This is a genomic window from Bacteroides sp. 519 (genome assembly GCF_010500955.1).
Classification (GTDB): domain Bacteria; phylum Bacteroidota; class Bacteroidia; order Bacteroidales; family Bacteroidaceae; genus Bacteroides.
The window spans coordinates 1-336 of record NZ_QVMJ01000095.1 but is presented as its reverse complement, the minus strand read 5'-3'; the positions used below and the strand labels follow the sequence as shown (position 1 = coordinate 336).

1 protein-coding gene is annotated in these 336 nt (G+C 41.4%); it reads right to left on the bottom strand.

Features of this window, described 5'->3' with window-relative positions:
• Nucleotides 1–26: 26 nt before the first annotated feature.
• Nucleotides 27–194, bottom strand: coding sequence for a hypothetical protein (locus D0T85_RS22055; RefSeq protein WP_203558564.1), 168 nt, complete (start codon nt 192–194; stop codon nt 27–29).
• Nucleotides 195–336 lie beyond the last annotated feature (142 nt).

The following is a 336-nucleotide window of genomic DNA, read 5'->3' as shown; positions in this document are numbered from 1 at the left end:
CATCTCTTCGGGCGACTGATTGACCGTTATAACCTCATCATTAGATAATGCCGATCTTTGATTCTCATACTCTGTTTGTGCATTAACAGATAATACACCTTTGCCAAATCGTATTCCTCCATTTCATGGTATACATCGGCTATCTTAAGCAACCGTCTGTCGTGAGCCAATACCCGGTCGCAGGTAGGCATCATGGAGGCGCATTGTTCATTGCCTTCATAACGGAAACTGTTTTCGGGTGAGATACTTGGCCAGCCCACTTAAAAAGAAGAAACCTGTATCATAACCTAGCATGCCATATTTAGGATATATGTTAATCATTTCTTTAGAGTATTC

Coding starts and splice junctions, on each gene's coding strand:
- D0T85_RS22055 (WP_203558564.1), bottom strand. CDS start 194: ATGATGCCTACCTGCGACCGGGTATTGGCTCACGACAGACGGTTGCTT.